This window comes from Streptomyces sp. MK37H, assembly GCF_018035285.1.
GTDB classification, from domain to species: Bacteria; Actinomycetota; Actinomycetes; order Streptomycetales; family Streptomycetaceae; genus Streptomyces; species Streptomyces endocoffeicus.
In genome coordinates this window covers 13,181-37,892 of the sequence record NZ_JAAAYH010000023.1, presented here as the reverse complement: position 1 = coordinate 37,892, position 24,712 = coordinate 13,181, and the positions used below count along the sequence as shown (strand labels likewise).

Genomic DNA, 24,712 nt, shown 5'->3' with positions numbered 1-24,712 from the left:
TCATCACGTCAGGACCTTCCGAATTCATTGTTGATGATGTCGAAGATGTCTTCGGCGGAGGCGGCGTCGAGATCGAGTTCATCGTCGTCGGCGCCGTCGGCGCCCGCCGCGTTCTCGTTCTCGTTCCAGGTCCGCAACAGCGCTTCGAGGCGTGCGGTGACCCGCTCGCGTTCCGTCGCGTCGTCGGAGACGTTGGAAAGGGTGAATTCCAGCTTGTCGATTTCGGCGAGGACGGGGAGTCCGGGGGTGGTGTCCTCGCCGAGGAGGCCGGCGCGCAGCACACCGGCGAGCGCGCTGGGCGTCGGGTGGTCGAAGACCAGCGTGGCGGTGAGCTGGAGCCCGGTGGCCACGCCCAGCCGGTTGCGGAGTTCGACGGCCGTGAGGGAGTCGAAGCCCAGCTCCTTGAAGGCCCGGCCCGACTGGACGGCCGTGGTGTCGTCGTGTCCGAGGACGGCGGCGACCTCCGTACGGACGAGGTCGAGCAGGGCCTTCTCGGCCTCGGGCCCGGTGAGCCCCGCGAGCCGCTGCCGCAGGGACTCCGCCGGTGCCTCGGCCGAACCGCCGCCCGTACCGTCCGCGCCCTCCGCCGGGTCCGCCGCGAGGGCCGCGCGGACCTCGGGCAGATCGGCGATGAGCGGACGGGGGCGGGCCGCGGCGAAGGCGGGGGCGAAGCGGCCCCAGTCGACGTCGGCCACGGCCACGGCGGTCTCGTCCCGGTCCAGCGCCTGCTGGAGTGCGGCGATGGCGGAGTGCGGGGCCATCACCGGCAGGCCACGGCGGCGCAGTTGCTCAGCCGCCTCGTCGTCGGCGACGAGCCCGCCGTCCGCCCACGGGCCCCAGGCCACGGAGGTGGCGGTGAGGCCACGGGCCCGGCGCTGTTCGGCCAGCGCGTCGAGGAACGCGTTTCCGGCCGCGTAGGCGCCCTGGCCGCCACTGCCCCACACCCCGGCGATCGAGGAGAAGAGCACGAAGGCGTCCAGCTCGGTGTCGCCGAGCAGCGCGTCCAGATGGGCCGCGCCCGCCACCTTGGCGGCCACCACATCGGCGACATCGGCCGGGGTGGTCTCCGCGAGCGGTGCGAACTGCCCGGCGCCCGCCGTGTGCACGACGGCCGTGAGCGGGTGCCGCGGGTGTTCGTCGCGAATCCGGGCCAGCAGCCCGGCCACCGCGTCCCGGTCGGTGACATCGCAGGCGGCAACGGTCACCTGGGCGCCGGACGCGGCGAGTTCGTCGCGCAGCTCGGTGGCGCCGGGGGCGTCGGGGCCACGGCGGCTGGTGAGCACCAGATGCTCGGCGCCGTTCTCCGCCAGCCAGCGGGCCACATGGGCGCCCAGCGCGCCGGTGCCGCCGGTGACCAGGACCGTGCCACCCGGCCGCCAGGGCGCGCCGGTGGCCGGGGCGCGCTCGGCGTGGGCGAGGCGGCGGGCCAGGACTCCGGCCGTACGGATCGCCAGCTGGTCCTCGTCGCCGTCGCCGTGTCCGCCGAGCACACCGGCCAGGCGGTCGGCGGCCCGTTCGTCGAGCGTGGCGGGCAGGTCGATCAGACCGCCCCAGCGCTCGGGGTGCTCCAGCGCGACCACCCGGCCCAGGCCCCAGATCTGCGCCTGCGCGGCGCTGCCGACCGGCTCCGAGGCGGCGGTGGCGACGGCGCCCGTGGTGGCGCACCACAGCGGGGCGTCCAGGCCCGCGTCCCCGAGCGCCTGCACCAGCACTCCGGTGCGCAGCAGCCCGGTGGGCACGGCGGGGTGGTCGGGGTGCGGGCGCTCGTCCAGCGCGAGCAGCGACAGCACGCCGTGCACGGGCCCATCGGCCGCGGCGCGGCGGATCCGCTCGGCCAGGGCGCCCCGGTCGAGTTCGGCGCCGTCGGCCGCGATGCGCCGGATGTCGGCGCCCCGGTCGGCCAGCGCGGCCACGACACGCCGCACGGTGTCGGTGTGGCCCGCGGGTGCGGCCGGTTCGGCGACCAGCCAGACGCCGGGGGCGGTGGCGAGCCGGGGCTCCTCCAGCGGCTTCCAGGTGACGCGGTAGCGCCAGCCGTCGAGCGCGGACTGCTCGCGCTCACGGCGCCGCCACGCGGACAGCGCCGGGAGCAGCGCGCTGAGCGGCTGGTCCACGTCGATGCCCACGGCGTCCGACAGCGAGGCGAGGTCGTCGCTCTCGACCGCCTCCCAGAACCGGGCGCCGGCCGTGTCGTCGGCCGTGGCCTCCTGGCCGGGCGTGTGCTGCGGGGTGCCCTCGAGCCAGTAGCGCCGCCGCTGGAACGCGTACGTGGGCAGCTCGACCCGGCGGGCGCCGGTCCCGGCGAACAGCGCCTCCCAGTCCAGCGCCGCGCCCCGGACGTGCAGCGTGGCGAGGGCGCCGGTCAGCGTCTCGGTCTCGGGGCGCCCGGCGCGCAGCACGGGCACGAAGGCCACGTCCTCGGCGCCCTCGTCCCCGGCGGTGACGCAGTCCTGCGCCATGGCGGACAGCACTCCGTCCGGGCCCAGTTCGACGTACGTGGTGACGCGCTGGGCCTCCAGAGCGCGGACCCCGTCGAGGAAGCGGACGGCGTGGCGGACGTGGCGCACCCAGTAGTCGGCGGCCATGCCCAGCTCGTCGGAGATCTGCTGTCCGGTGACGGTGGAGACGATCGGGATGCGCGGCGCGTTGTAGGTCAGCCCCTCGGCGACCTTGCGGAACTCGGCGAGCATGCCGTCCATCAGCGGGGAGTGGAACGCGTGACTCACGGTGAGCCGCTTGGTCTTGCGGCCCCGCTCCTGGAACGACGCCGCGATCGCGACCGCCGCGTCCTCATCGCCCGCGATGACCACCGACGTGGGGCCATTGAGCGCGGCGATGCCGACACGCTCGGTGAGCAGCGGCTCGACCTCGTCCTCCGCCGCCTGCAGCGCGATCATCGCGCCGCCGGAGGGCAGTTCCTGCATCAGGCGGCCACGCGCGGCCACCAGCGTGGCGGCGTCCTCCAGCGACAGCACCCCGGCCACATGCGCGGCGGCAAGCTCGCCGATGGAGTGCCCGGTCAGGACGTCCGGCCGCAGCCCGGCGGCCTCGGCCAGCCGGAACAGCGCCACCTCGACGGCGAACAGGGCGGGCTGGGTGAACCCGGTCCGGTCCAGCGGCTCCTTGTCGTCCCCGAACAGCACGTCGTACAGCGGCCGTTCCAGGTGCCGGTCCAGCTCGGCGCAGACCGCGTCCAGCGCCTCCGCGAAGACGGGGCTGGCCTCGTACAGCTCACGTCCCATACCGAGCCGCTGGCTGCCCTGCCCGGTGAAGAGCACGGCGGTGCGGCCCTCCGCGGGCACGCCCCGGACCAGCTGCGCGGCGGACTCGCCGCGCGCGAGGGCGGTCAGCCCCGCGAGCAGCCGGTCCCGGTCCGGGCCGAGGACCACCGCGCGGTGCTCCAGGGCGGATCGGGTGGTGGCCAGCGAGTACGCCACGTCCACCGCGTCCAGCCCGGCGTCGGCCCCGAGATGGGCGCGCAGCCGCTCGGCCTGGGCGCGCAGCGCGTCCTCGCCCTTGGCCGACAGCGGCCAGGCCACCACATCGGGCCGTACGAGGGGGCGTCGCGGTGCGGCTTCCCCGGCGGTCTCGTCGTGGACCGGTGCCTGGGCGGTCTCGTCGTGGACCGGTGCCTGCTCCAGGACCGTATGGGCGTTGGTGCCGCTGAAGCCGAACGAGGAGACGCCGGCTCGGCGCGGACGGCCGGTCTCCGGCCACTCCACCTGCTCGGTCAGCAGCGACACCGCACCCGCCGACCAGTCCACGTGCGACGACGGCTCGTCCACGTGCAGGGTGCGCGGCAGCACCCCGTGGCGCATCGCCAGCACCATCTTGATGACACCGGCGACACCGGCCGCGGCCTGGGTGTGGCCGATGTTGGACTTGATGGCGCCCAGCCACAGCGGCCGGTCCACGTCGCGCTCCTGGCCGTAGGTGGCCAGCAGCGCCTGCGCCTCGATCGGGTCGCCCAGCCGGGTGCCGGTGCCATGGGCCTCGACCGCGTCCACCTCGGCGGTCGACAGACCCGCACCGGCCAGCGCCTGGCGGATGACCCGCTGCTGGGCGGGGCCGTTGGGCGCGGTCAGACCGTTGCTCGCGCCGTCCTGGTTGATGGCGGAGCCACGGACGAGCGCGAGCACCGGGTGGCCGTTGCGCCGGGCGTCCGACAGCCGCTCCACGAGCAGCATGCCCACACCCTCGCCCCAGCCGGTGCCATCGGCGCCCGCCGCGAACGCCTTGCAGCGGCCGTCCGGGGCCAGCCCGCGCTGACGGCTGAACTCGATGTACGCACCAGGGCTCGACATGACCGTCACACCGCCCGCGAGCGCGAGCGAGCACTCGCCCTGGCGCAGCGCCTGGATCGCCCAGTGCAGCGCCACCAGCGACGACGAGCAGGCCGTGTCGACCGTGACCGCCGGGCCCTCCAGGCCGAAGGTGTAGGCGAGCCGGCCGGAGACCACGCTGGCCGCGTTGCCCGTGCCCAGGTAGCCCTCGACGCCCTCGGGGACGGTGTGCAGCGAGGCGTCGTAGTCCTGCCCGTTGGAGCCGACGAACACCCCGGCGGAGGTGCCACGCAGCGTCGCCGGGTCGATGCCCGCGCGCTCGAACGCCTCCCACGAGGTCTCCAGCAGCAGCCGCTGCTGCGGGTCCATGGCCAGCGCCTCACGCGGCGAGATCCCGAAGAACGCGGCATCGAAGTGGCCCGCGTCGTAGAGGAATCCACCCTCGCGTGCGTAGAACGTGCCGCGCGTGTCCGGGTCCGGGTCGTAGAGCGCGTCCAGGTCCCAGCCGCGGTCGGCCGGGAACTCGGCGATGGCGTCCCCGCCCGCGGTGAGCAGCTGCCACAGCTCCTCGGGCGACCGCACCCCTCCCGGGAAGCGGCAGCTCATGGCGACGATGGCGATCGGGTCGTCATCGGCAGCGGCCGTCACCGAAGCCGGGCGGGAGGCATCGGCGTCGGTGCTGGTCCCGATGAGTTCGCCGCGCAGATAGCCCGCGAGGGCGGAGGCCGTCGGGTAGTCGAAGACCAGGGTCGCGGGCAGCCGGACACCGCTGGCGGCACCGAGCCGGTTGCGCAGCTCGACGGCGGTCAGCGAGTCGAAGCCCAGCTCGCCGAAGGCCCGGTCGGCGCCGATGGACTCCGAGCCGTCGTGTCCGAGCACCGCGGCCACCTGCGTACGGACCAGGTCCAGCAGCAGCCGGTCCCGCTCCGCCTCGCCCAGCCCGGCCAGCCGGGCGGCCAGCGAGGAGCCGTCGGCCGTGGGCTCGGTGGCGGTGTCCTCCGCCGCCGCGCGGATCTCCGGGAGGTCCGCGAGCAGTCGGCTGGGCCGTGCGGCGGTGAAGTCCGGTGCGAACCGGTCCCAGTCGATGTCCGCGACCGTGACCACCGTGTCGTCGAGGTCGAGCGCCCGCTGGAGCGCGCCGATCGCCAACTCGGCGTCCATCGGCGGCAGTCCGCCGCGCCGCAGACGCTGCTCCAGCGCCCCGTCCGTGGCCATCCCGCCCTCGGCCCACGGGCCCCAGGCGATCGAGGTGGCGGGCAGGCCCTGGGCGCGGCGCCGTTCGGCGAGCGCGTCCACGTAGGCGTTGGCGGCCGCGTAGTTGCCCTGTCCGGCGGCGCCGAACGTGCCACTGATCGAGGAGAACAGAACGAAGGCCGACAGCTCCCGATCGCGCGTCAGCTCGTCGAGATGGGCCGCGGCGGCCGCCTTGGCGCGCAGGACGCCGGTGAAGCGCTCGGGGGTGAGCGAGTCCAGTACGCCGTCGTCCAGCACTCCGGCCGTGTGCACCACACCGGTCAGCGGCAGCTCGGCCGGAATGTCGGCGAGGAGCGCCTCGACCTGGGCGCGGTCGGCCACATCGCACGCGGCGACCGTGATCCGGGCGCCGGATGCGGCGAGTTCATCGCGGAGCTCGGCGGCGCCGGGGGCGTCGAGGCCACGGCGGCTGGTGAGCAGCACATGCTCGGCGCCGCCCGCGACCAGCCAGCGGGCCACCTGCGCGCCCAGCGCGCCCGTACCGCCGGTGACCAGGGTCGTACCGGCGCCCGGCGTCCAGGAGCCACCGTCGGACGCGGGCACGGGCACGGAGGCCCGGACGAGGCGGCGTCCGAACACGCCCGACGCCCGCACCGCCACCTGGTCCTCGCCACCGGCACCGGCCAGCACCTCCGCGAGCCGTCCCAGCGCACGCTCGTCGGCCGTCTCCGGGAGGTCGACCAGACCGCCCCAGCGCTCGGGCACCTCCAGCGCGGCCACCCGGCCCAGGCCCCACAGTCGCGACTGCGCGGGGCTGACCGTTCCGTCCGAACGGCCCACGGCCACCGCGCCCCGCGTGGCCACCCACAGCGGCGCGCCGATGCCCGCGTCGCCCAGGGCCTGCGTCAGCGCGGCCGTCCGCAGCAGCCCGTCGCCGTCGCCATGGCTGTCCGTGAAGGCCAGCAGGGAGAGCACACCGCCGGTCACGGGCGCTTCGCCGATGGCCCCGGCCAGCCGTTCGGCCATCGTGGCGCGGTCGTCGTCGGCGGTGAGCTCGACGCGGCGTACGTCGAGGCCACGGTCGTTCAGCATCCGTACGGCACCGGCGACCCAGGCGTCCTCGGCCGCCTCGGCCGGTACCACCACGAGCCAGCCGCCGCTCAGGGACGCCGCGGAACGGTCGGTGACCGGCTTCCACGACACGCGATAGCGCCAGCCGTCCACCGTCGAACGCTCCGACTGCTGCCGCCGCCACGACGACAGCGAGGGCAGCAGGGCCTCCAGCGCGCCGTTGTCCTCGGTGCCGAGGTTCAGGGTCTCGGCGAGCGAGGCCAGGTCCGCGCGCTCGACGGCCTCCCAGAAGCGGGCGTCGACCGCGTTCTGAGCCGTGGCCTCGGGGGTGGCGGTGGCCGTCCGCACGTCCAGCCAGTAGCGCCGCCGCTGGAAGGCGTACGTCGGCAGCTCCACGCGCCGCGCGCCGGTTCCGGCGTAGAACGCCTCCCAGTCCGGGGCGAGCCCCCGGGTGTGCAGGGCGGCGAGGGCGGTGACGACGGCCTCGGCCTCGGGCCGGCCACCGCGCAGGGCGGCGACGAAGCCCGCCGTGTCGCCTTCGGTGAGGCAGTCCTGGCCCATGGCGGAGAGCACGCCGTCGGGACCCAGCTCGAGGTACGTGGTGACGCCCTGGGCTTCCAACGTCCGGACGCCGTCGAGGAAGCGGACGGCTTCGCGGACGTGGCGGACCCAGAAGTCGGGGGTCGTGATCTCCTCGGCGGAGACGATCGCGCCGGTGAGGTTGGAGACGATCGGGATGCGCGGGGCCTCGTACGACAGGCTCTGCGCCACCTCGCGGAAGGCGTCCAACATGCCGTCCATGCGCGGGGAGTGGAACGCGTGGCTGACCGTGAGGCGCTTGGTCTTACGGCCCTGCGCCTCGAAACCGGCGGCGATCCGCAGTGCCGCGTCCTCGTCGCCAGCGATGACGACGGAGGTGGGCCCGTTGAGCGCGGCGATGGACACGCGCTCGGTGAGCAGCGGCGCCACTTCGTCCTCGGACGCCTGCACCGCGATCATCGCGCCGCCCGCAGGCAGCTCCTGCATCAAACGCCCACGCGCGGCAACCAACTTCGCCGCGTCCGCGAGCGAGAGCACACCCGCCACATGCGCGGCGGCCAGCTCGCCGATCGAGTGCCCGGAGAGGAAGTCGGGCCGCAGCCCCCACGCCTCCGAAACCAGCCGGAACAACGCCACCTCGACCGCGAACAACGCAGGCTGGGTGAACCCCGTCTGATCCAGCGCATCGGCGTCATCCCCGAACACCACGGTCTTCAGCGGCTGTTCGAGATGCGCGTCCAGCTCATCGCACACCGCGTCGAACGCCTCCGCGAACACCGGGTAGGCGTCGTAGAGCTCACGCCCCATCCCCAGCCGCTGGCTGCCCTGCCCGGTGAACAGGAAGGCCAGCTTCCCGGCCACCGGCGAGCCCTGCACCAGGCCCGTGGCCGGTTCGCCGGAGGCCAGCGCCTCCAGGGCGCGCAGGAAGCCGTCGCGGCCGTCGGCCACCAGCACCGCGCGGTCCTCGAAGGCGGTGCGCCCGGCGGCGAGGGTGTAGCCGATGGCGGCCAGGTCCACGTCCTGGTCGGCGGCGCGCAGCCGGTCGCGCAGGCGGCGGGCCTGGTCGCGCAGCGCGTCGCCGCCCACGGCCGACAGCGGCCACGGCAGCACCGGCGGTACCGCGGACGGCCGCGCCGCCGCGTCCTCGCGGTACTCGGCGGCCGGCGGCTGCTCGATGATGGTGTGCGCGTTGGTGCCGCTGATGCCGAACGACGACACACCGGCGCGGCGCGGACGGCCGGTCTCCGGCCACTCCATCGGCTCGGTCAGCAGCGAGACCGCGCCGTCCTCCCAGTCGACGTTCGGCGAGGGCGCGTCCACGTGGAGTGTCCGCGGCAGCACACCGTGCCGCATGGCCATCACCATCTTGATGATGCCCGCGACACCGGCGGCGGCCTGCGTGTGCCCGATGTTGGACTTGATGGACCCCAGCCACAACGGCCGGTCCCCATCCCGCTCCTGCCCATACGTGGCCAGCAGCGCCTGCGCCTCGATCGGGTCACCCAGCGTCGTACCCGTGCCATGCGCCTCGACGACATCCACCTCACCGGCCGCCAGCCCGGCGGTGGCCAGCGCCTGCCGGATGACGCGCTGCTGGGACGGGCCGTTGGGAGCCGTCAGGCCGTTCGACGCACCGTCCTGGTTGATGGCCGAGCCCCGGACCACCGCGAGCACCGGGTGGCCGTTGCGCCGCGCGTCCGACAACCGCTCCACGAGCAGCATGCCCGCGCCCTCGGCCCAGCCCGTGCCATCCGCACCAGCCGCGAACGACTTGCAGCGGCCGTCCGTGGCCAGGCCGCGCTGACGGCTGAAGTCGATGAACGTCTCGGGCGTGGCCATGACCGCCACACCACCCGCCAGCGCCATCGTGCACTCGCCCGCGCGCAGCGCCTGGATCGCCCAGTGCAGCGCCACCAGCGACGACGAGCACGCCGTGTCCACGGTGACCGCCGGGCCTTCGAGACCGAAGGTGTACGCCACCCGGCCGGAGGCGATGGAGCCCGCGTTGCCGGTGCCGATGTAGCCCTCGACACCCTCGGGGATGCCGTCGAGGCCGGTCACGTAGTCGTGGTACATGACGCCCGCGAAGACGCCGACACGGCTGCCGCGCACACTCATCGGGTCGATGCCCGCGCGCTCGAACGCCTCCCACGAGGTCTCCAGCAGCAGCCGCTGCTGCGGGTCCATCGCGATCGCCTCACGCGGCGAGATCCCGAAGAAGTCCGGGTCGAAGTCGGCCGCGTCGTGCAGGAAGCCGCCCTCGCGGGTGTACGAGGTGCCCGCGTGGTCGGGGTCCGGGTGGTAGAGGCCGTCGAGGTCCCAGCCACGGTCCACGGGGAAGCCGGAGATGCCGTCGCCACCGGTGGCGACGAGCTCCCACAGCTCCTCCGGGGTGCGCACCCCGCCGGGGTAGCGGCAGCTCATGCCGACGATGACGATCGGGTCGTCGTCGAGCGCGGGGGCCGCCACCGTCCGTACGGGAACGAGCGGCGCGGTGGTCTCCTCGGCGCCCAGCAGCTCCTCGCGCAGATGGCCGGCGAGGGCGGTGGGGGTCGGGTAGTCGAAGACGAGCGTCGCCGGGAGCCGCAGCCCGGTGACGGTCTTGAGGTCGTTGCGGAGTTCGACGGCGGTGAGCGAGTCGAAGCCCAGCTCCTTGAACGCCCGCCCGGCCTCGACGGCGTCCGGGCCCGCGTAACCGAGCACCGCGGCGACCCGGCCGCACACCAACTCCAGCAGCTCACGGTCCTGTTCGGGCCGGGTGAGCCCGGCGAGGCGCTGGGCGAGCGAGGAGCCGTCGGCGGTGGCGGCCGTGGCGGCGGCCCGCCGGACCGGGGTCCGCACCAGGCCCCGGAACAGCGCCGGTACGGTTCCGGTCGCCGTGGCCTCGGTGCGCAGCCCCGCGTAGTCGAGCCGCATCGGGAACAGCACGGCGGCACCGTCGGCGCGGGCCGCGTCGAAGAGCGCGAGCCCCTCGTCGGCGGCGATCGGGGCGACCCCGCCGCGCGCGATGCGCCGCAGGTCCACCTCGTCCAGCCCGCTGCCCATGCCCGCACCGGCCCACAGGCCCCAGGCCAGCGCGGTGGCCGGGAGCCCCTGGGCGACGCGGTGCTGGGCGAGCGCCTCCAGGAAGGAGTTGGCGGCGGCGTAGCTCGCCTGTCCGGGCGCGCCGAACACGGCGGCGGCACCTGAGAACAGCACGAACGCGGACAGCTCGTGGTCGCGGGTCAGCTCGTGCAGGTTCAGCGCCGCGTCCACCTTGGGGCGCAGCACCCGCGCTACCCGCTCGGGCGTCAGCGAGCCGAGGATGCCGTCGTCCAGGACGCCCGCCGTGTGCACCACGGCGGTCAGCGGATGCTCGGCCGGGATGGCGGCCAGGGTCGCGGCGAGCGCGTCGCGGTCGGCCACATCGCAGGCCGCCCAGGTGACGGCGGCACCGGCCGCCGTGAGCTCGGCGCCCAGCTCCTCGGCGCCCTCGGCGTCGGCGCCACGGCGGCTGACCAGCAGCAGGTGGCGTACGCCGTGGGTGGAGACGAGGTGGCGGGCGAAGAGGCCGCCGAGGGTTCCGGTGGCGCCGGTGATCAGTACGGTGCCGTTGGGGTCGTACGACGGGATGGTGACGGTTTCCGCGTCGGTGTCTTCGGTGTTCGTGTCGTCCGCGACCGGCACCCGGGCCAGCCGTGGTGCGAGCGCCACGCCCGCGCGCAGCGCCAGCTCCGCCTCGTCCACTCCGAGCGCGGCGGGCACCGTACGGTACGAGCCCTCCTCGCCGTCCACGTCCAGCAGCACCAGACGCCCCGGGTTCTCCGACTGCGCGGAGCGGAACAGACCGCGCACGGCGGCGTACGGCAGATCCGCCACGCCCGCGCCCGGCTCGGTCTCCACCGCGCCCCGGGTCAGCAGCACCAGCCGCGCCCCGGCGAACCGCTCATCGGCCGACCACTCCTGGAGCAGGGCAAGCACACTCTGGGTTGCCTCGTGCACAGCCGGCGCGTCGCCGTCGCCACCGATAGCGCTCAGCAGGACGGTGTCGGGCCCGGGTGCCCCGGACTCCACGGCCGTGCGCAGCGCCGCCAGATCGCGGTACGCGGCGAGCCGGACCCCGGGCCCGAACGCGCCCTCCAGCGCGGCCAGTTCGGCGGTGTCCGCGCCGAGCACCGCCCAGTCGCCCGTGACCGCGCCGGTCGCGGGCGCCGGAACCGCCGTCCAGTCCAGCCGGAACAGCGACTCGTGCGGCCCGCCGCGCGCCGCGCGCACCTGGTCGGCCGAGGCCACCCGCAGCGCCACGGACTCGACCGTGGCCACCGGACGGCCCGTGCCGTCGGCCACCAGCAGCGAGACCGCGTTCGAGGACCGCTCGGACAGCCGCACCCGGAGCGCACCGGCCCCGGCCGCGTGCAGCTGGACGCCGTTCCACGCGAACGGCAGCAGCGCGCCCTCGGCCGGCGCCGACTCGCGGTCGGCGCTGTCGAGGCCGATGACGTGCAGCGCGGCGTCGAGCAGGGCCGGGTGCAGCCCGAACCGCTCGGCCTCGGCGCCGGACGTCAGCGGCGCGTCCTCGGGGAAGCCCACCTCGGCGTAGAGGCTCTCGCCGAGCCGCCAGGCGCCCTTGAGCCCCTGGAACACCGGCCCGTAGCCGAGGCCCGCCCCGGCCAGCTCCTCGTACAGCCCCTCGACCGCGATCGGCGTCGCGCCCTGGGGCGGCCATACGGCCAGCTCATCGGGGTGATCGGACTCGGGCATCCGGGCGCCGGGGGCGAGCACACCGGTGGCGTGGCGCGTCCACGGCTCGGTGCCGAGCGCGTCCTGACGACGCGAGTGCAGGCTGAAGGAACGGCGGCCGGACTCGTCCGGCCCGTCCACGACGAGCTGCACCCGCACCCCGGTGTGCTCGGGCAGCACGAGCGGGGCTTCGAGGGTCAGTTCGTCCAGCCGCTCACAGCCGACCTGGGCGCCCGCCGTGCTCGCCAGCTCCACGAAGGCGGTGCCGGGCAGCAGCACGGTGTCCATGACCGCGTGGTCGGCCAGCCAGGGGTGGGTACGGGTGGAGAGCACCCCGGTGAGCAGAAGTCCATCGGCGTCCGCGAGCGCGACGGCGGCGCCGAGGAGCGGATGGTCGATGTCGCCCAGCCCGATCGACTCGGGGTCGCCCGCCGCGAGGGCGGCGGCGCTGGGCCAGTAGCGCTGCCGCTGGAAGGCGTAGGTGGGCAGCTCGGCCGGGTCCACGGGGGCGGCGCCCGCACCGGCGAACACGGCCGCCCAGTCCGGCGTCACACCACGGACATGCGCCCGTGCGACGGCCGAGAGCAGCGCCTCGGCCTCGGGACGGTCCTTGCGCAGCGCGGCGGCGAACGCGGCGTCCTCGCCGCCTGTCACGCACTCCTGCGCCATCGCGGAGAGGACGCCGTCGGGGCCGAGTTCGAGGTAGGTGGTGACGCCCTGGGCCGCGAGGGTACGGATGCCGTCGAGGAAGCGGACCGCCTCGCGGACGTGGCGGACCCAGAAGTCGGGGCTGGTGATCTCCTCGGCGGACACCACGTGGCCGGTGAGGTTGGAGACGATCGGGATACGCGGGGCCTCGTACGAGAGCCCCTGCGCCACCTCGCGGAACGCCTCCAGCATCCCGTCCATGCGCGGCGAGTGGAATGCGTGGCTGACCGTGAGCCGCTTGGTCTTACGGCCCTGCGCCTCGAAGTCCGCCGCGATCTCCGTCGCCACGTCCTCGTCGCCCGCGATGACGACGGAGGCCGGGCCGTTGAGGGCGGCTATCGACACCCGCTCGGTCAGCAGCGGCGCCACCTCGTCCTCGGTCGCCTGGACGGCGATCATCGCGCCACCGGCAGGCAACTCCTGCATCAGACGGCCACGGGCGGCCACCAGCTTCGCGGCGTCGGCGAGCGAGAGCACCCCCGCCACATGCGCGGCGGCCAGCTCACCGATCGAATGCCCGGAGAGGAAGTCCGCCTTGAGACCCCACGCCTCAACCAGCCGGAACAGCGCCACCTCGACCGCGAACAACGCGGGCTGAGTGAACCCCGTCTGATCCAGTACCGCCGAGTCATCCCCGAACAGCACATCCCGCAGCGGCCGCTCGAGGTACAGATCCAGATGCGCACACACCTCATCCAGCGCATCCGCGAACACCGGGAAGGCGTCGTACAGCTCACGCCCCATCCCCAGCCGCTGACTCCCCTGTCCCGTGAACAGGAACGCCACCTTGCCCTCAGCGACCGTCCCCTCGACCACATTCGAGGCGGACTCGCCCCGGGCCAGCGCGTCGAGTGTCCGCAGCAGTTCGTCCCGGTCCCCGACGGTCAGCACCGCACGCCGCTCCAGGGCGGCGCGGCCGACGGCCAGGGCATGGGCGACGTCGAGCGGCACCGACTCCGGCCGTGACGCGATGTGGGTGTGCAGCCGCGCGGCCTGCTCCCGCAGCGCTTCGGCGTTCTTGGCCGACAGGACGAACGGCAGAAGACCGCCGAGGCCGTGGCCGTTCCGCTCAGGCGCCTCGGCCGGTGGGTCGACCTCCGGTGCCTGCTCGATGATGGTGTGCGCGTTGGTGCCACTGATGCCGAACGACGACACACCGGCGCGGCGCGGACGGCCGGTCTCCGGCCACTCCACCTGCTCCGTCAACAGCGAAACAGTGCCCGCCGTCCAATCCACATGCGGCGACGGCGCGTCCACGTGCAACGTCTGCGGCAGCACACCGTGCCGCATCGCCAGCACCATCTTGATGATGCCCGCGACACCTGCGGCGGCCTGCGTATGACCGATGTTGGACTTGATGGACCCCAGCCACAACGGCCGGTCGGCCTCCCGCTGCTGCCCGTACGTGGCCAGCAGCGCCTGCGCCTCGATCGGGTCACCCAGCGTCGTACCCGTGCCATGCGCCTCGACGACATCGACATCGCCGGTCGTCAGCCCGGCGCTGGTCAGCGCCTGCCGGATGACGCGCTGCTGGGACGGCCCGTTCGGCGCCGTCAGGCCATTGGACGCGCCGTCCTGGTTGATCGCGCTGCCGCGTACGACCGCCAGCACCGGATGGCCGTCGCGCCGCGCGTCCGAGAGCCGCTCCACGAGCAGCATGCCCGCGCCCTCGCCCCAGCCCGTGCCATCCGCACCGGCCGCGAACGCCTTGATCCGGCCATCGGCGGCCAGTCCGCGCTGACGGCTGAAGTCGATGAAGTTCTCGGGGGTGGACATCACCGTGACGCCACCCGCGAGCGCCATCGTGCACTCGCCCTGCCGCAGCGCCTGCACCGCGAGATGCAGTGCCACCAGAGACGAGGAGCAGGCCGTGTCGACCGTGACGGCCGGGCCTTCGAGACCGAAGGTGTACGCCACCCGCCCGGACACCACGCTCGCCGCGTTGCCCGTGCCCAGATGGCCCTCCAGGCCCTCGGGCGCCTGCATCAGCAGCGACAGATAGTCCTGGCCGTTGGTCCCCGCGAAGACGCCGATCCGCTGACCGCGCAGCGCCCCCGGGTCGATGCCCGCCCGCTCGAAAGCCTCCCATGAGGTCTCCAGCAGCAACCGCTGCTGCGGGTCCATCGCGAGCGCCTCACGCGGCGAGATCCCGAAGAACGAGGCGTCGAAGTCCCCGGCGTCGTAGAGGAAACCGCCCTCACGGGCGTACGACGTGCCCTGACGGTCCGGGTCCGGGTCGTACAGCCCCGCCAGATCCCAGCCACGGTCCGACGGGAACTCCGCGATGGCGTCCCCACCGGCTGTCAGCAGCTGCCACAGCTCCTCCGGCGAGCGCACCCCGCCCGGGAAACGGCAGCTCATCGCCACGATCGCGATCGGATCGTCCGCCACCGCGACCGTAGGCGCCACCACGCCACCCGCCGCCACGGCGTCCGCGCCCAGCAGTTCAGCGCGCAGATGGCCGGCGAGGGCGGTCGCGTTCGGGTAGTCGTAGATGAGCGTGGCGGGCAGCCGCAGGCCGGTCGCCGCGTTGAGCCGGTTGCGGAGCTCGACGGCGGTGAGCGAGTCGAAGCCCAGCTCCTTGAAGGCGCGCCCGGCCTCCACCGCCTCGGCCCCGCCGTGCCCCAGCACCGACGCCACCTGCGTACGCACCAGCTCCAGCAGCGTCTGTGCGCGCTCGTTCTCCGTCAGCCCCGACAGCCGCTCCGTGAGTGTGCCGGTGCCGGTCCCGGCGGTGGCGGCCGGGCGCGGCGCGCCCTCGGCGGCCGGCGCCGGACGCGCGGCCCGCACCTCGCCGAACAGCGCGCTCGGCCGTACGGCGGTGAACTCGGCGAGGAACCGGTCCCAGTCGAGGTCCGCGACCGTCACGGCGGTGTCATCGAGGTCCAGCGCCTGCCGCAGCGCGGTGAGCGCCGACTCGGGTGCCATCGGCGGCACTCCGTCGCGGCGCAGCCGCCGCTCCAGCGCCTCGTCGCCGGCCATGCCGCCCTCGGCCCACGGGCCCCAGGCGATCGAGGTGGCGGGCAAGCCCTGGGCGCGGCGCAGCTCGGCCAGCGCGTCCAAGTAGGCGTTGGCCGCCGCGTAGTTGCCCTGTCCGGCCGCGCCCACCGACCCGGCGAGCGAGGAGAAGAGAACGAACGCCGAAAGGTCCAGGTCGCGGGTGAGTTCATGGAGGTTCTGCGCGGAGGTGGCCTTGGCGCGCACCACCCGCTCCAGGCGCTCGGCGTCCAGTGTGTCCACCAGGCCGTCGTCCAGCACACCGGCCGCGTGGACGACTGCGGTCAGCGGGAGTTCGGCCGGTATGGACGCCAGCAGCTCGGCGAGCGCGTCCCGATCCGCCACATCACACGCGGCCACCGTCACCCGAGCGCCCGAAGCCGCCAGCTCATCCCGCAGCTCCACCGCGCCCGGGGCGTCGAGCCCACGGCGGCTGGTGAGCACGACATGCTCGGCGCCGTTCTCCAGCAGCCAGCGCGCCACATGCGCGCCCAGCGCGCCCGTACCGCCCGTCACCAGCACCGAACCGGACGCCCGCCAGCCCTCGTCGCCCGACGTCCGGGTCCCGGAAGCCTCCGTCAGCCGGCGGCCGAAGACGCCCGAGGCGCGCACCGCGACCTGGTCCTCGCCCGAGCCACCGGCCCCGGCCCCGACTCCGACCCCGGCCAGCACACCGGCCAACCGTCCCAGCGCACGCTCGTCGGCCGTCTCCGGGAGGTCGACCAGACCGCCCCACCGCTCCGGCAGCTCCAACGCCGCCACCCGGCCAAGCCCCCACACCAGCGCCTGCGCCGGGCTCACCACACCATCGGAACGCCCCACCGACACCGCACCCCGCGTCGCCACCCACAACGGCGCGCCGACACCTGCGTCACCCAGCGCCTGCACCAACGCGGCCGTACGCGACAGCCCCGACGCGGACTCCACCGCCAGCAGGGAGAACACCCCCGCCACCGAACCGCCCACGACCGTCGTACGCAGCTCCTCCGCCAGTCCGGCGCGGTCCACCGCGTTCGACTCGACCACGCGCACATCCACACCACGCCCGGCCAGCATCCGCACCACACCCGTGGCCCAGGCGCCCTCGGCCTCGTCCGCCGGGACGACCACCAGCCAGCAGCCACCCAGCACCCCGGTGGCCAACCGCTCCGTCACCGGCTTCCACGACACCCGGTAACGCCAGCCGTCCACCGCCGAACGCACCGACTCCTGCCGCCGCCACGACGACAACGCGGGCAACACCTCACCCAGCGAAAGCCCCGGATCCACCGCGAGCTCCGCCGCCAGCGCGGCCACATCCCCGCGCTCCACCACATCCCAGAACCGCCCGTCGACGGCACCGCCCGGTGCGACCTCCGACGCCGCCGGGGCCTCCTCCCACCAGTACCGGGTGCGCTGGAAGGCGTAGGTCGGCAGCTCGACCCGCCGGGCCCCGGTGCCCTCGAAGTAGCCGCCCCAGTCCGGGGACCGGCCCCGGACATGCAGCAGGGCGAGTGCGGCGGTCACCGACTCGGCCTCGGCACGGCCCTTCCGCAGCGTGGCGGCGAACGCGGCGTCCTCGCCGGTCACACACTCCTGCGCCATCGCGGAGAGAACGCCATCCGGGCCGAGCTCGACGAAGGTCGTCACACCCTCCGCCTCCAGCGTCCGCACACCGTCGAGGAAGCGCACGGCCTCACGGACATGGCGCACCCAGAAGTCCGGGCTGGTGATCTCCTCGGCGGACACCACGCCACCGGTGAGGTTGGAGACGATCGGGATGCGCGGGGTCTCGTACGACAGCCCCTCCGCGACCTCGCGGAACGCCTCCAACATGCCGTCCATGTGCGGCGAGTGGAACGCGTGGCTCACCGTGAGGCGCTTGGTCTTACGACCCTGCGCCTCGAAACCGGACGCGATCTCCAGCGCCACGTCCTCATCACCCGCGATGACGACAGACGACGGCCCGTTGAGCGCGGCGATCGAGACGCGCTCGGTCAGCAGCGGCGCCACCTCGTCCTCCGACGCCTGGACAGCGATCATCGCGCCACCGGCAGGCAACTCCTGCATCAATCGCCCACGGGCGGCCACCAGCTTCGCCGCATCCGCCAAAGACAGCACACCCGCCACATGCGCGGCGGCCAGCTCACCGATCGAATGCCCGGAGAGGAAGTCCGGCGTCAGCCCCCACGCCTCCACCAGCCGGAACAGCGCCACCTCAACCGCGAACAGCGCGGGCTGAGTGAACCCCGTCTGATCCAGTACCGCCGCGTCATCCCCGAACAGCACATCCCGCAGCGGCCGCTCAAGACGCAGATCCAGATGCGCACACACCTCATCCAGCGCATCCGCGAACACCGGGAAGGCGTCGTAGAGCTCACGCCCCATACCGAGCCGCTGACTCCCCTGCCCCGTGAACAGGAACGCCACCTTGCCTTCCGCGACCGTCCCCTCGACCACATCCGGGACGGACTCGCCCCGGGCCACCGCGTCCAGGCCCGCCAGGAACGTCTCGCGGTCCGTGGTGACGAGGGCAGCGCGCTGTTCGAGCGCGGCGCGGCTGGTGGCGAGCGAGAAGGCGAGGTCGGTCGCGCTCAGCTCGGGGTGGGTGCGGAGATGGGTGGCCAGCTGTGCGGCCTGGGCGTGCAGCGCCTGCCCGTCCTTCGCCGACAGCAGCCACGGCAGCACGGTCAGGTGACGCGCCTCGAGCCGCTCGGCCGGAAGGGCCGGAACGGCCGGGGCCTGCTCAATGATGGTGTGCGCGTTGGTGCCGCTGAGCCCGAAGGACGACACACCCGCGCGGCGCGGACGGCCCGTCTCCGGCCACTCCACCTGCTCGGTCAGCAGCGAGACAGCCCCCGCCGACCAATCCACATGAGGCGACGGCGCGTCCACGTGCAACGTCTGCGGCAGCACACCGTGCCGCATCGCCAGCACCATCTTGATGATGCCCGCGACACCGGCCGCCGCCTGCGTATGACCGATGTTGGACTTGATGGACCCCAGCCACAGCGGCTGCTCCGGGGCGCGCTCCTGCCCGTACGTGGCCAGCAGCGCCTGCGCCTCGATCGGGTCACCCAACGTCGTACCCGTACCGTGCGCCTCGACCGCGTCCACATCCCCGGCCGACAGCCCCGCACCGGCCAGCGCCTGCCGGATCACCCGCTGCTGCGAGGGACCGTTCGGCGCGGTCAGGCCATTGCTCGCACCATCCTGGTTGATCGCGCTGCCCCGCACGATGGCCAGCACCGGGTGGCCGTTCTTCTCCGCGTCCGACAGCCGCTCGACCAGCAGCATGCCGACGCCCTCGCCCCAGCCGGTGCCATCCGCACCGGCCGCGAACGCCTTGATCCGGCCGTCCTCCGCGAGTCCGCGCTGACGGCTGAAGTCGACGAACGCCTCCGGCGTGGACATCACCGTGACGCCACCCGCGAGCGCCATCGTGCACTCGCCCTGCCGCAGCGCCTGAACGGCCATGTGCAGGGCCACAAGCGACGAAGAACACGCCGTGTCCACCGTGACCGCCGGGCCTTCGAGACCGAAGGTGTAGGCGACCCGCCCGGACACCACGCTCGCCGCGTTGCCCGTGCCCAGATGGCCCTCCAGGCCCTCGGGCGGGGTGGAGACGAGCCCGGCGTAGTCCTGGCCGTTGGTGCCCGCGAAGACGCCGGTACGGCTGCCGCGCAGCGTGGCCGGGTCGATCCCGGCCCGCTCGAACGCCTCCCACGACGTCTCCAGCAGCAACCGCTGCTGCGGGTCCATCGCCAGCGCCTCGCGCGGCGAAATGCCGAAGAACGACGCGTCGAAGTCCCCGGCGTCGTAGAGGAAGCCACCTTCACGCGTGTACGACGTGCCCTGACGGTCCGGGTCCGGGTCGTACAGCCCCGCCAGATCCCAGCCACGGTCCGAGGGGAACTCCGCGATCGCGTCCCCACCCGCCGTCAGCAGCGCCCACAGCTCCTCCGGCGACCGCACCCCGCCCGGGAAACGGCAGCTCATCGCCACGATCGCGATCGGATCGTCGGCCACCGCGACCGTAGGCGCCACCACGCCACCCGCCGCCACAGCGTCCGAACCCACCAGCTCCGTCCGCAGATGGTCGGCCAGGGCGGTGGCGTTCGGGTAGTCGTAGATGAGCGTGGCGGCCAGGCGCAGGCCCGTCGCCGCGTTCAGCCGGTTGCGGAGCTCGATCGCGGCCAGCGAGTCGAAGCCCAGCTCCTTGAAGGCGCGCCCGGCCTCGACCGCCTCGGCCCCGCCGTGCCCCAGCACCGACGCCACCTGCGTACGCACCAACTCCAGCAGCGCACGGTCTTGTTCGGCCTTCGGCAGGCCATTCAGGCGCTCGCCGAGGGGGGAGGCGGAGTCGGCGTCGGTGACGACCTTTCCAGCCTCGGCGCCGGTCGCGGCGCCCGGCCCGGCCTCCGCCGCGAGCGCGGCGATCAGCGGGCTCGGCCGTACGGCGGTGAGGGTGCGGGTGAGGTTCTCCCAGTCGATGTCCGCGACCGTCACGGCGGTGTCATCGAGATCCAGCGCCTGCCGCAGCGCGGCGACGGCCGACTCGGGCGCCATCGGCGGCATGCCCTCGCGGCGCATCCGCCGCTCCATGGCGTCGTCACCGGCCATGCCGGAGTCCGCCCACGGGCCCCAGGCGATCGAGGTGGCGGGCAGCCCCTGGGCGCGGCGCCACTCGGCCAGCGCGTCCAAGTAGGCGTTGGCCGCCGCGTAGTTGCCCTGTCCAGCGGCGCCAACCGACCCGGTGATGGAGGAGAAGAGGACGAACGCCGAAAGGTCCAGATCGCGCGTCAGCTCGTCCAGATGCAGCGCGGCGTCGGCCTTCGCCCGGAGCACCGAGGCGAACCGCTCGGGCGTGAGCGAGTCCAGTACGCCGTCGTCGAGCACACCGGCCGCATGGAAGACGGCGGTCAGCGGAAGCTCCGCCGGAAGCCCGGCCAGCAGCTCCGCGAGCGCGTCCCGGTCCGCCACATCACACGCGGCCACCGTCACCCGAGCACCCGAAGCCGCCAGCTCATCCCGCAACTCGGCCGCACCCGGGGCCTCCAGCCCACGACGGCTGGTGAGCACCACATGCTCGGCACCGTTCGCCACCAGCCAACGGGCCACATGCGCACCCAGCGCCCCCGTACCACCCGTCACCAGCACCGAACCCGAGGCCCGCCAGCCCTCGTCCCCCGACGTCCGGGACCCGACCGCCCGCACCAGCCGGCGGCCGAAGACACCCGAGGCGCGCACCGCGACCTGGTCCTCGCCCGAGCCACCGGCCCCGCCCCCGGCCAGCACACCCGCGAGACGACCCAGCGCACGCTCATCCACCGACTCCGGCAGATCGACCAGACCGCCCCACCGCTCCGGCAGCTCCAACGCCGCCACCCGGCCAAGCCCCCACACCAGCGCCTGCGCCGGGCTCACCACACCATCCGAGCGCCCCACCGACACCGCACCCCGCGTCGCCACCCACAACGGCGCACCCACCCCCGCGTCACCCAACGCCTGCACCAACGCGGCCGTACGCAACAGTCCCGACCCGGGCTCGCCCTCGCCCACCGCGAGAAGCGACACCACACCCGTCACCGAGGCGTCGCCCACCGCCGTACGCAGCTCCTCCGCCGCCCCGGCGCGGTCCACCGCGTCCGACTCGACCACGCGCACATCCACACCACGCCCGGCCAGCATCCGCACCACACCCGTGGGCCACGCACCCCCGGCCTCACCGCCGGGCACCACAACCACCCAGCAGCCGCCCAGCACCCCCGCCGCCGACCGCTCCGTCACCGGCTTCCACGACACCCGGTAACGCCAGCCGTCCACCGCCGAACGCACCGACTCCTGCCGCCGCCACGACGACAACGCGGGCAGCGCCTCACCCAGCGAAACCCCCGGATCCACCGCGAGCTCCGCCGCCAGCGCGGCCACATCCCCGCGCTCCACCACATCCCAGAACCGCCCGTCCACCGCCGAGCCCGCCCCGGCCTCGGCCGCCGGTCCGGCCGGGGCCGGGGCGTTGAGCCAGTACTGCTGGCGCTGGAAGGCGTAGGTGGGCAGGTCGATCGTGCGGGCGCCGGTGGTGGCGTACGGGGCGGCCCAGTCGGCCTTCTTGCCCCGGACGTACGCCAGCGCGACAGCGGCCGTCAGGGTCTCCGCCTCGGGGCGCCCGCCGCGCAGCGCGGCGGCGTACGCGGTGCCGTCGGCGTCGGGCAGACAGTCCTGGGCCATGGCGGTGAGCACGGCGTCGGGGCCGAGCTCCAGGAAGGTGGTGGCGCCCTTGTCGGCCAGGGTGTGCACACCGTCGAGGAAGCGGACGGCCTCGCGGACGTGGCGCACCCAGTACTCGGGCGAGCACAGCTCCTCGGCGGTGGCGACGCGCCCGGTGACGGTGGAGACGACGGGGATGCGCGGCGGCGCGTACTCCAGCACCTGGGCGACGCGCCGGAATTCGGCGAGCATGCCGTCCATCAGCGGGGAGTGGAACGCGTGGCTGACGGTGAGCCGCTTGGTCTTGCGGCCCCGCTCCTCGAACGCCGCCGCGATCTCCAGCGCGTCCTCCTCGGCGCCGGAGACGACGACGGAGTGGGGGCCGTTGACCGCGGCGATGCCGATCCGGTCCTCGCGCCCGGCGAGCAGCGGCAGCACCTCGTCCTCCGACGCCTGCACCGCGACCATCGCGCCACCCTCGGCGAGCTCCTGCATCAGACGGCCGCGGGCGGCGACCAGGGCGGCGGCGTCCTCCAGGGACAGCACACCCGCCACATGGGCGGCCGCGAGCTCGCCGATGGAGTGTCCGGCGAGCAGTTCGGGGCGCAGCCCCCAGGACTCGAGGAGGCGGTAGAGCGCGACCTCGATGGCGAACAGGGCGGGCTGGGTGTAGTCGGTGCGGTCCAGGAGGGCGGCCTCTGGGCTGCCCTCCTCGGCGAAGAGCACCTCGAGGAGCGGGAGTTCGAGCTGCTCCTCGAGGTACCAGCAGGCGTCGTCGAGCGCTTCGGCGAAGACGGGGTGGGTCGCGTAGAGCTCACGGCCCATGCCGAGGCGCTGGCTGCCCTGTCCGGTGAACAGCAGGGCGAGCTTTCCGGCGGCGGGGGCGCCGCGCACGACGGACGGCCCGTCGCCGCCGTCGGCGAGGGTGCGCAGGGCGGAGAGGAAGCCGTCGCGGTCACCGGCGAGGAGCACGGCGCGCTGTTCGAAGGTGGCGCGGGTGGTGGCCAGGGAGTGGCCGATGTCGGTGAGGGCGAGGCCGGGGTCGGCCTCCAGCAGCGCGTGCAGCCGCTCGGCCTGGCCCTGGAGGGCGTCGGTGGTCTTCGCGGAGAGGGTCCAGGGCAGCAGGGCGGTGCCCTGCGCGGTGTCCGCGCCATCAGGACCGTCCGCTCCGTCACGGTCCTCGACCGGCGGCTGCTCGATGATGGCGTGCGCGTTGGTGCCGCTCATGCCGAACGACGAGACGCCCGCGCGGCGCGGGCGGTCGCTCTCCGGCCAGGGCCGCGCCTCGGTCAGCAGCTCGATGTCACCGGCGGTCCAGTCGACGTGCGGGGTCGGCTCGTCCACGTGCAGCGTCCGCGGCAGCACCCCGTGCCGCATCGCCATGACCATCTTGATGATGCCGCCGACACCGGCCGCGGACTGGGTGTGGCCGATGTTGGACTTGAGCGAGCCGAGCCACAGCGGCCGGTCCGCCTCGCGGTCCCGGCCGTAGGTGGCGAGCAGCGCCTGGGCCTCGATGGGGTCGCCCAGTGTCGTCCCAGTGCCGTGGGCCTCGACCGTGTCCACCTCGCCGGCCGTCAGTCCGGCGTTGGCGAGGGCCTGGCGGATGACGCGCTGCTGGGCGGGGCCGCTGGGGGCGGTGAGGCCGTTGCTGGCACCGTCCTGGTTGATGGCGGTGGAGCGGACGACGGCGAGGACCCGGTGGCCGTTCCTCCGGGCCTCCGAGAGCCGCTCGACGAGCAGCATGCCGACGCCCTCGCCCCAGGCGGTGCCGTCGGCCGCGGCGGCGAACGGCTTGCAGCGGCCGTCGGGGGCGAGGCCGCGCTGGCGGCTGAAGGCGATGAACGAGCCGGGGTTGGCCATGACCGCCGCGCCACCGGCGAGCGCCATGCTGCACTCGCCCGCGCGCAGCGCCTGGACGGCCAGATGGAGCGCCACCAGGGAGGAGGAGCAGGCGGTGTCGACGGTGACCGTGGGGCCCTCGAAGCCGAAGGTGTAGGCGATCCGGCCGGAGGCGACGCTGGCGGCGTTGCCGGTGACCAGATAGCCCTCGAAGCCCTGCTCGGCCTCGTGCAACCGGGGGCCGTAGTCCTGGGTCTCGGCGCCGACGAACACACCGGTCCGGCCGCCCCGGAGGATCGCGGGGTCGATACCGGCGCGTTCGAAGACCTCCCAGGAGGTCTCCAGCAGCAGCCGCTGCTGCGGATCCATCGCGAGCGCCTCGCGCGGGGAGATTCCGAAGAACGCCGGGTCGAACTCATCGGCGTCGTGCAGGAACCCGCCTTCGCGGGTATAGCTGCTGCCCGGCCGATCCGGGTCGGGGTCGTAAAGTCCGGCGAGATCCCAGCCCCGGCTCACCGGGAATTCGGAGATGACGTCCTTTCCGCCCGCGACGATTTCCCACAGTTCTTCGGGGGACCGGACCTCACCGGGGAACCGGCAGCTCATTCCGACAATGGCGATGGGCTCGTCGGCGGCTGTCGGGCCCATTCCGGCGTCGGTCGGGGAAGCGTCGGAGTCGTCGTCCGCACCGAGCAGTTCGGCCCGCACATGGCGGGCGAGGTCGGCGGGGGTGGGGTGGTCGAAGGCGAGGGTGACCGGCAGCCGCAGTCCGGTGGCGGCGGTCAGCCGGGCGTGCAGATCGACCGTGGCGAGGGAGTCGAAGCCCAGGTCGAGGAAGGGACGCTCGGGGTCGAGGACGTCCGGCGCCTTGTCCTTGAGGGCCTGTTCGACGATCTCGCCGACCCAGGCGGTGAGGGCCTCGGCGCGCTCGGCCTCGGGGAGCGCGGCGAGCCGGTCACGCCACGGGGACGCCCCTTCGGGGCTCGTACCCCCCTTTTCGGTGTGCTCGGGCGTGAAATCCACGGACTCACTCACCATCGCGCGCCCCATTACCCTCGCAGACATAACACCAAGACCGTACGTCAGCTTTACACAGGGCAGGGCGACCAGAAACCCCTTCAAACCCCCTATGGACCCCTATCATCCCTTTGGGGTCCCGTATCCGAGGG

The 24,712-nt window shown here is 74.0% G+C and carries 1 protein-coding gene; it reads right to left on the bottom strand.

From position 1 onward, the window contains the following. Positions 1-8 precede the first annotated feature (8 nt). Positions 9-24,566: a type I polyketide synthase gene (locus GWI24_RS06020; protein WP_308343518.1), complete on the bottom strand. Its 24,558-nt coding sequence runs from the start codon at positions 24,564-24,566 to the stop codon at positions 9-11. Positions 24,567-24,712 lie beyond the last annotated feature (146 nt).